The organism is Microvirga aerilata, assembly GCF_016743775.1.
GTDB lineage: Bacteria > Pseudomonadota > Alphaproteobacteria > Rhizobiales > Beijerinckiaceae > Microvirga > Microvirga aerilata.
Window position 1 is genome coordinate 1 of sequence record NZ_JAEQMY010000143.1, and the last position, 8,738, is coordinate 8,738.

Annotated in this window: 9 protein-coding genes; 8 read left to right on the plus strand and 1 reads right to left on the minus strand. The window is 60.2% G+C overall.

All coding sequences use genetic code 11. From position 1 onward, the window contains the following. Nucleotides 1–12: 12 nt before the first annotated feature. From JKG68_RS29630 to JKG68_RS29660, 7 genes are all read left to right on the plus strand, one after another. A complete protein-coding gene (locus tag JKG68_RS29630) occupies nucleotides 13–93 on the plus strand; it encodes a helix-turn-helix domain-containing protein (RefSeq protein ID WP_281399260.1) in 81 nt (26 codons plus the stop codon). A gap of 100 nt (nucleotides 94–193) precedes the next feature. After that, the gene (locus tag JKG68_RS29635) at nucleotides 194–385 is read left to right on the plus strand and encodes a four-carbon acid sugar kinase family protein (protein ID WP_202065722.1); all 192 of its coding nucleotides are present in this window, start codon (nucleotides 194–196) and stop codon (nucleotides 383–385) included. A gap of 139 nt (nucleotides 386–524) precedes the next feature. Further along, a complete protein-coding gene (locus tag JKG68_RS29640) occupies nucleotides 525–1,001 on the plus strand; it encodes a formate dehydrogenase subunit gamma (protein ID WP_202065724.1) in 477 nt (158 codons plus the stop codon). Further along, entirely contained in the window at nucleotides 998–2,554 is a 1,557-nt protein-coding gene (locus tag JKG68_RS29645; protein ID WP_202065726.1) for a formate dehydrogenase beta subunit, read from the plus strand. The genes JKG68_RS29640 and JKG68_RS29645 overlap by 4 nt, the downstream gene beginning before the upstream one ends. A 13-nt stretch (nucleotides 2,555–2,567) precedes the next feature. Continuing rightward, on the plus strand, nucleotides 2,568–5,411 hold the full coding sequence (gene fdhF / locus JKG68_RS29650; RefSeq protein ID WP_202065728.1) for a formate dehydrogenase subunit alpha: 2,844 nt from the start codon (nucleotides 2,568–2,570) through the stop codon (nucleotides 5,409–5,411). After that, entirely contained in the window at nucleotides 5,392–6,246 is an 855-nt protein-coding gene (gene fdhD, locus JKG68_RS29655; protein WP_202065730.1) for a formate dehydrogenase accessory sulfurtransferase FdhD, read from the plus strand. The genes fdhF and fdhD overlap by 20 nt, the downstream gene beginning before the upstream one ends. Continuing rightward, a complete protein-coding gene (locus tag JKG68_RS29660) occupies nucleotides 6,236–6,514 on the plus strand; it encodes a formate dehydrogenase subunit delta (protein WP_376773236.1) in 279 nt (92 codons plus the stop codon). The genes fdhD and JKG68_RS29660 overlap by 11 nt, the downstream gene beginning before the upstream one ends. Before the next feature lie 313 nt (nucleotides 6,515–6,827). On the opposite strand, the gene JKG68_RS29665 is transcribed toward JKG68_RS29660, so the two are convergent. Beyond that, a complete protein-coding gene (locus JKG68_RS29665) occupies nucleotides 6,828–7,832 on the minus strand; it encodes a hypothetical protein (protein ID WP_312891036.1) in 1,005 nt (334 codons plus the stop codon). Nucleotides 7,833–8,132: 300 nt separating this feature from the next. Between JKG68_RS29665 and JKG68_RS29670 the strand changes: the two genes are divergently transcribed. Continuing rightward, on the plus strand, nucleotides 8,133–8,477 hold the full coding sequence (locus tag JKG68_RS29670; protein ID WP_202065733.1) for a carboxymuconolactone decarboxylase family protein: 345 nt from the start codon (nucleotides 8,133–8,135) through the stop codon (nucleotides 8,475–8,477). Nucleotides 8,478–8,738 lie beyond the last annotated feature (261 nt).

Below are 8,738 nucleotides of genomic sequence, written 5' to 3' on the forward strand. Positions count from 1 at the left end.
AAGGCCGTCGACCTGATGCTGGCACAACTCGGAGGCGCCCGGCCGCGGGAACTCACCGGACGCACCCGCTACCGCGCTTGGGGCATCGTCTGAGGCAGCGCAGCTCAATCAGCGCACCTGAATGCCAGTGTCTTGTGAGTTCGTCCGTGGCAAGCAAATATGCACCCGAGCAACTGGGACAGAAGAACAGTCGATGATCCAGACCCTTATCATTGTTGACGACTTGACTGGTGCCGCAGATTGCGCCGTTTCGTGCGCCACAGCGGGTGCCGCCACGGTGGTGCTCCTCGATGCAAAGGCCGATCCCGGCGGTGCAACTGCTGTCTCAATCGATGTGAATTCCCGGGCCATGACGGCTCAGCGTTCGAAACGCTTTCTACCTTGAATTGCCGGCTGCTTTGGGCCGTCGAAGATAGCGAATGGCTGAGATATCACGTCTGCTCCGGTGGTCCGCAACGGGACCATTGCACCTGTCCGATAATTTCAGCAGTATCGGCTGAAACATAAGTATTCTAGGGAAGAATATGCCTAAGCTTAGTAAGTGGGATAACGTTCGGGCTCAGGAGATTATTGCGGCACACGCATCCCTCGATGGGCCAGCACTGCCAGTTCTGCATGCTCTTCAAATGGAATTTGGCTATATTCCTAACGATGCAGTTCCCCTCGTGGCGTCAATCCTGAACCTATCACGAGCGGAGGTTCATGGGACTGTTACCTTCTACCATGACTTTCGCCGGACACCGGCCGGGAAGCACGTTCTCAAACTCTGCCGGGCCGAAGCCTGCCAAGCCATGAACGGTTCCGAGATCGCTCGGGGGCTTTTAGAGCGGCTTGGAATTGGCTGGGGCGAAACCACCTCGGATGGTACTTTGACAGTCGAAGGGGTCTATTGCCTTGGACTGTGTGCCTGCGCTCCATCCGCCCTTTTTGATGGGCAGCCTAGAGGGAGGCTCGATCAGGAGATGCTTGACGCCGTCGTGCGCGAGGCGAGGGGAGCATGACCAGAGTTTTTGTCTCTCGCGATGCCGCATCGGTTTCGCTCGGAGTTGCCCAGATGGCTCAGTCGGTCATGGAGGAGGCAGCGGCCCGAGGCTTGACCTTGGAACTCGTACACACCGGGTCTCGAGGGCTCTTCTGGCTTGAGCCCCTGCTCGAAGTGGAAACGCCTGAAGGCCGGATTGCCTATGGTCCGATTAGACCGTCGGACATCGCTGGTTTGTTTAAGGCCGGCTTTTGGACCGGCGCGGCGCATCCTCTTCGGCTCGGATGTTTAGAGGAACAGCCTTATCTTTCCCGGCAAACGCGCCTCACATTCGCCCGCTGCGGTGTCGTCGATCCGTTGTCTATTGAGGACTACCGGGCCCATGGCGGCTATGCTGGGCTTGAGCGTGCGCTGTCGCTCGAGCCGGTTGCTATCGTGGATGAGATCAAGCTCTCTGGGCTTCGTGGGAGGGGAGGAGCCGGTTTTCCAACCGGCATCAAGTGGAACACGGTTCTCCACGCCGAGGCAGACCAAAAATACATCGTCTGCAATGCCGATGAGGGCGATAGCGGCACCTTTGCAGACCGCATGCTCATGGAGGGCGACCCCTTCTCCCTGATCGAAGGCATGACCATTGCAGGTCTTGCTGTGGGTGCCACGAAGGGCTTCATCTATATCCGCTCCGAGTATCCTTATGCATATCGCATCATGACCGAGGCGGTCAGGATAGCCGGGGAGGCAGGATATCTTGGTTCATCTCTCATGGGGTCTGGACGGTCCTACACCCTAGAGACGCGCTTAGGAGCTGGAGCCTATATCTGTGGCGAGGAAACCTCCCTCTTGGAAAGCCTCGAGGGCAAGCGCGGCATGGTGCGGGCGAAGCCACCGTTGCCTGCCCTGCAAGGGCTCTTTGGCAAGCCGACCGTCGTCAACAACGTATTATCCCTCGCCACGGTGCCCTGGATCCTGGCTCATAGTGGGCAGGCTTATGCCGATCTCGGCATGGGCCGCTCGCGTGGGACGCTGCCGGTTCAGCTTGCAGGCAACGTCAAGCGCGGCGGACTCATTGAGCTTGCGTTTGGTACGACCCTGCGTGAGATCATCGAAGACTTCGGCGGCGGCACCGCGACAGGGCGGCCGATCAAGGCGGTGCAGGTTGGCGGGCCATTGGGCGCGTACTTTCCAGCCTCCATGCTTGATCTTCCACTGGACTACGAGGCGCTCGCGGCCGAGAAGGGGCTTCTGGGGCACGGCGGTATCGTGGTATTCGACGACAGTGTCGATCTCTCGCAGCAGGCTCTCTTTGCGTTTGAGTTCTGCGCTGCTGAGAGCTGCGGCAAGTGCACGCCGTGCCGGGTGGGGGCTGTTCGTGGCATCGAGGTCATGGACAGGATCATCGCCGGCCTCGAGCCTGAGAAGAACTTCGAGGTGCTCGAAAATCTTTGCGCCTTGATGACCGATGCGTCGCTCTGCGCCATGGGCGGCCTGACCCCTGTGCCTGTCATGAGTGCACTCACCCATTTCCCTGAGGATTTCGACAAGGCGCCGCGCATGCCAGCGGCGGCCGAGTAATGGAGCAATACTGGTGGCTCTGATCCAGGAAACCGACTACGGCACGCCAATCCGCATCACCGACAAGATCGTGACCCTCATCATCGACGGGGAGGCGGTCTCTGTCCCGGCCGGCACCTCCGTAATGGCAGCCGCGATGATGCGGGGTACCCAGATCCCTAAGCTGTGCGCAACCGACTCCCTCGAAGCCTTTGGCTCCTGCCGTCTCTGCCTCGTCGAGATCGAGGGAAGGCGTGGTACGCCGGCCTCATGCACAACGCCTGTCGAGGAGGGAATGGTTGTTAATACCCAGACGGAACGGCTCGCGGATCTGCGCCGCGGTGTCATGGAACTGTACATCTCCGACCACCCGCTCGATTGTCTGACCTGCTCCGCGAATGGGAATTGCGAGTTGCAAGACATGGCCGGTGCGGTCGGCCTGCGCGAGGTCCGGTACGGCTATGGCGGCGCCAACCATCTCGATGCGCCAAAAGATACATCCAACCCGTACTTCACCTTTGAAGACTCCAAATGCATCGTCTGCTCGCGCTGTGTACGAGCGTGCGAGGAGGTGCAGGGCACCTTCGCGCTCACGATCCAAGGCAGGGGCTTCGACTCCCGCGTATCCCCGGGTGGAATGGACTTCTTCGGCTCTGAATGCGTCTCCTGTGGCGCTTGTGTGCAGGCCTGCCCGACCGCAACTCTCAACGAGAAGAGCATCATCGCGCTCGGACAGCCGGAGCATTCGGTGATCACGACCTGTGCCTATTGCGGCGTTGGTTGCTCCTTCAAGGCGGAGATGAAAGGCAATACGGTTGTGCGTATGGTGCCCTACAAGGGAGGCAAGGCCAATGAAGGCCATTCCTGCGTCAAGGGCCGCTTTGCCTGGGGCTATGCCACGCACAAGGACCGCATCACCAAGCCTATGATCCGCAAGAAGATCACCGATCCATGGCAGGAGGTGTCCTGGAAGGAGGCGGTAGACTACGCTGCGGGCGAGTTCAAGCGCATTCAAGCTCAATACGGCCGGGATGCGGTCGGCGGCATCACGTCCTCACGTTGCACCAACGAAGAAACGTTCTTGGTGCAGAAGCTGGTGCGTGCGGGCTTCGGCAACAACAATGTCGATACCTGTGCCCGCGTCTGCCACTCGCCGACTGGCTACGGACTGAAGACCACGCTTGGCACCTCGGCCGGGACGCAGGATTTTGCATCCGTCGATGATGCGGATGTCATCGTGGTTATCGGAGCCAACCCGACAGACGGGCATCCGGTCTTTGCCTCCCGCATGAAGCGGCGGCTGCGCCAAGGCGCGCGCCTCATCGTCGTTGATCCGCGTCGTATCGATCTCGTGAAGTCACCACACATCCAGGCGGATTACCATCTGCCCCTGAAGCCCGGCACAAACGTGGGGATGATCAATGCCATCGCGCACGTGATCGTCACCGAAGGCTTAGTGAATGAGGACTACGTCCGTGAGCGCTGCGATTTGGGCGACTTCGAGAGTTGGGCGCGCTTCATCGCCGACGAACGCCATTCGCCCGAGGCGGTGGAGGATCTGACCGGCGTTCCGGCTGCAGATGTACGGAATGCCGCCCGGCTCTATGCCACGGGCGGCAATGCAGCGATTTACTACGGTCTGGGTGTGACAGAGCATAGCCAGGGTTCAACTATGGTTATGGGCATGGCTAACCTCGCCATGGCCACTGGCAATATTGGTAAACCCGGCGCCGGGGTGAACCCCTTGCGCGGACAGAACAACGTGCAGGGATCCTGCGACATGGGCTCGTTCCCGCACGAGTTCTCCGGCTACCGGCATGTCTCCGACGATGCGACCCGGCAGATGTTCGAGGCGTTCTGGGGCGTGCCGCTCCAGGGCGACCCAGGCCTTCGGATTCCCAATATGCTCGACGAGGCCATGGCCGGGGCGTTCAAGGGCCTCTACATTCAGGGCGAGGACATCGCACAATCCGATCCGGACACGCAGCATGTGACGGCAGGGCTGGCAGCGATGGAGTGCATCGTCATTCAGGACATCTTCCTGAACGAGACCGCCAAATACGCGCATGTGTTTCTGCCGGGCTCCTCATTCCTGGAGAAGGATGGCACCTTCACCAATGCGGAGCGACGCATCAACCGCGTGCGGAAGGTAATGCCGCCGCTTGGAGGCTTGGCTGATTGGGAGGTCACGATGGCGCTCTCGAATGCACTGGGCTTCGCGATGCACTACAAGCACCCCAGTGAGATTATGGACGAAATCGCCCGGCTCACGCCTAGCTTTGCAGGCGTGTCCTACGATAAGCTGGATCACCTCGGCTCGATTCAGTGGCCGTGCAACGATGCCGCTCCAAACGGAACGCCGATGATGCACGTAGACCGATTTGTTCGTGGCAAAGGCAAGTTCATGATCACGGAGTTCGTGCCCACCGAGGAGCGTACAGGGCCGCGTTTCCCGTTGATCCTGACAACAGGTCGTATCCTGTCGCAATACAACGTTGGCGCTCAGACGAGACGCACGGAGAACAGTCGCTGGCACGAGGAGGATGTGCTGGAAATTCATCCGTTTGACGCAGAAAACCGTGGCGTCCTGGACGGTGATCTTGTCTCTCTCGAAAGTCGGTCGGGCGAGATCGCTCTTCGGGCCCAGATCAGCGAGCGCATGCAGCCAGGGGTAGTCTACACAACCTTCCACCATGCCAAAACCGGCGCAAATGTCATCACGACTGACTACTCGGACTGGGCTACGAACTGTCCGGAGTACAAGGTGACGGCGGTGCAGGTGCGCCGGACGAACCGGCCCTCTGATTGGCAGGCACGTTTCTTCGAAGAGGATTTTGCCCTTAAGCGGATCGGCCCCGATGTCGACGCTGCCGAATAGGATAGGGCTGCAGCTGCCGCAGGTGGAGGAGGCAGGGGCCACAATAATCTGCTTTGAGGGTGGCGAGATAGTCTCAGGTCTTCGCCCGATAGCGGCCGAAGTGCCGGTCGCCCTCACCTTTGGCGGGATCCCGTTCGCCGTGATGATGACGACGCCATCTGACCTGGAGGATTTTGCGGTCGGCTTCAGCCTGACAGAGGGCATTATCCAACGAGCCGACGACATTCGCAGTGTTCAGCTTGAGCAGGAAGAGCGGGGCCTGCGTCTGGTGATCGACCTTATCCCGGAACGGTTGCACGAGCATCTGGCGCGAAAGCGAGCTCTGTCTGGGCGCACCGGCTGCGGCCTCTGCGGGATCGACGATCTGGATGCGTTGCCCAAGGCTCGCATGCCTGTTGGCAGGGCGCCGAGTATCCCGCTGACCTCCATCCGCACGGCACTTTCCATGCTTGAAGGAGCGCAGTCCCTGAACGCGCTTACCCGAGCCGTACATGCGGCGGCTTGGGCCGATCTGGATGGGACCGTCCACTGCGTTCGCGAAGATGTTGGCCGGCATAACGCGCTCGACAAGCTCATCGGCGCACTCTGCCGCGACGGCACAAACCCGAACAGCGGCTTCGTCATTGTCACAAGCCGCTGCTCCTTTGAGCTTGTCGAGAAGATTGCTGCTTTCGGCACACGGACACTCGTGGCGATCTCGGCACCTACGTCATTGGCGCTTGAACGGGCGCGGCTGCTCGACATTACACTCGTTGGCATCGCCCGCAGCGATGCCGTCACAGTGTTTCATGGCGTCGAGCGCATCTGCAGACAGGATGTCCAACATGAGCACTGACAAGCTGGCTCGCATGGCTAACCAGATCGCGTCCTTCTTTCGGTCCTATCCGGAAGATCAGGCAATCACAGGTATCCACGACCATCTGGTTGCGTTCTGGACGCCCGCTATGCGCTCGGCTCTCCTCGAAGTCACACGCCGGGAAAGCCATGGATTAGATCCGCTTGTCGCGAAGGCGATGCTGACGTTCCAGGCCGGAAAGAGCCCTATTGAAAAGGAGGTAGCAAGTCCGGAGATGGGTGGCGAACTCGGCAGCGATGCAGGGTAAGAGCAGCACACCATGTCTGCAAAGGCCGCAGCACCCTCAAACCGCGTGAGTTTAAGTTTGGTTACATTTGCTATGCTTCAAGAATTCTAAGTCGCCGATCTACATGGGAAGAGCCTCTAACTTTTAATCAGAGGGTCCTGGGTTCGAGTCCCAGCGCGCTCACCAAACTTCTCAATGACTTACCGGCACATTGAGATCGCATCGCAAGGCTTGCAGAATTCGCCGTGCGCACTCCGTGCACACCAGACGGCTGCGAGTCTTTGAGCGACTCCTGGTGCGCTCTCCATTTCGAGATGTAGGGGTGGGAGAACGCTCAGAGGTGCTTAGCTGTTTGACGTCCAGGTGTTGTGCCAGCGGTTTGCTGCCAAACGACCCATCGATCTCCTGATCCGGCCGGAAGAAGAATGCCGAGGCGGGACAGAGTGGTTGCCCAAGCGGCGACTGCATTGGCCGGATGGTCAAAGGGCGTGCCGTCCGCGCGAATAGCGGCCGACTCTGCGTCAGTGAGTCCGCTGAACCGGCGCCGCAACCAACCCCGCTGCCGGATCTTCCGCAAGGCACCGGTCGTCGTGATCAGGGGTTTGCCTCCCGAAGCCGCCAGATCCACAGCATCCGCCAGGATAACGGCCTGCCAATCGCGCGGCGGGACCGTGAAGCAGCCGATCCCCGGCACCTCGATACCAACGGCATGAGCCAAGTGGCGGCCGACGATCCGGTCGTACGCCAAGCAGGTAGTCCGCATTGAGCGGACCTCCGCACACGCTGCCAGGTAGGCTTTCCGTAAGGGAGCGGCTGCCCGGGCCAGGACCTGATCCCGCTCACAGGCTCGTCTCTCCCGCTCAGCTTGGGCTGCGCGGAGCTTGGGGTTGTGCAGCCATTTCCGAGAAGCCGTCGCGAGGATGGCCTCCTCGAGGTCCGCGCGGGAGGTGTCCCGAGGAAGCCCCGACAAATCAACCTCAATGGCAGCCACATCCATGGTCACGATCCGGGCGATCTTCGCCTCATCGCAGGCATGCGTGACCAGGAACTCGACCAGGAGGTGACGCTCGCCCTTGCGGACAATCACATCCGGCACGATCCCGCCGAGCCTGCTCTCCAGGAGAGCAGCATCGAAATGGTAGGCTCCTCCTGGGTGTCCAACCCATTTGCCTGGCCCCTCGCCGACCACCAGGGGCGGGAGGTCGAGTTCAAGCCGGCGGGCGAGCACCTCCTTGGCAAACTTGTGCAGGGCTGTTTCCGGTCCGGTCTGGCAGGACCTGCCATCCTCAACCCCATAGTGCCCGAAGTGGTGGTCTTGTTTATCACCCTTGCGGGCCACGAGACGGGTTCCGCATCCTGGGCAGGTGCAACTGCACCCAAGACCGGAGGAGACCTCTGATATGTGAGCCATCGTGCCGTCCGCCCGCTCTCCGAGCACGAGGCTCTCCCGCCCGTCGCGACAGATGAAGCCGGTCAGAGGCGGTACATTAGGAGACGTTGATGACTGCTCTGGGTTCATTGGGCGTGAAGCAAGCTCACAGGACTCGAAGGCGATAGAGCGGAAACGTTGCGATCGACGAAACAGTGCCGGACACTAGCTGTTCAGGATAGCTAGTGTCGATTGCTCAAGGAGGAATCCATGGCGGAAGCACCCGAGAACTTGCCCTCTGGCGCTAGTAGGATCGCCCAGTTCTACCCCGACATCTGGAATGCCTTTGCCGCCCTTGGGCAGACCTGTTCCGAGGCTGGTCCAATCGAAGGCCACACGCTTCGTCTTGTGAAGCTTGCCCTCGCCATCGGAGCCCTGTCCGAGGGTGCGGTCCACTCGCATACTCGCCGCGCTCTTGCTGAGGGCGTTTCCAAAGACGAGCTTAAACAGGTGGCGCTGCTTGCCATTCCGACACTTGGGTTCCCGCAGGCTGTGAAAGCGCTGACATGGATCGAGGACATTACGGATCCGTCATCAGGCGGGAGCAGGCCATAAAATCTAGCTCGCTCGTTCATTCCAGCATGCAGGGATTGGTCGCCGATAGTGGAAGGATTAGCCAGTGGCTGCAAAAGCCTAGCTTGCCGCCGTGGCTGTACCTAAGCGTCCCAAGCCAGTGGTTATTGCACTCTCAGCTCACCTACGGCTGTGGAGTTGCAGCTGTGAAGGGTGCTGCGCTTGGTGGAGCACCTGTTCCAGATGTGTTCCCAGTAGTCGGTGGCGTGGCAAGCTGCTGCCTTGCGCCGGCCAGTTGGCTTT

Coding starts and splice junctions, on each gene's coding strand:
- fdhD (WP_202065730.1), top strand. CDS start 5,392: ATGTCGACGCTGCCGAATAGGATAGGGCTGCAGCTGCCGCAGGTGGAG.
- JKG68_RS29645 (WP_202065726.1), top strand. CDS start 998: ATGACCAGAGTTTTTGTCTCTCGCGATGCCGCATCGGTTTCGCTCGGA.
- JKG68_RS29640 (WP_202065724.1), top strand. CDS start 525: ATGCCTAAGCTTAGTAAGTGGGATAACGTTCGGGCTCAGGAGATTATT.
- JKG68_RS29670 (WP_202065733.1), top strand. CDS start 8,133: ATGGCGGAAGCACCCGAGAACTTGCCCTCTGGCGCTAGTAGGATCGCC.
- JKG68_RS29635 (WP_202065722.1), top strand. CDS start 194: ATGATCCAGACCCTTATCATTGTTGACGACTTGACTGGTGCCGCAGAT.
- JKG68_RS29660 (WP_376773236.1), top strand. CDS start 6,236: ATGAGCACTGACAAGCTGGCTCGCATGGCTAACCAGATCGCGTCCTTC.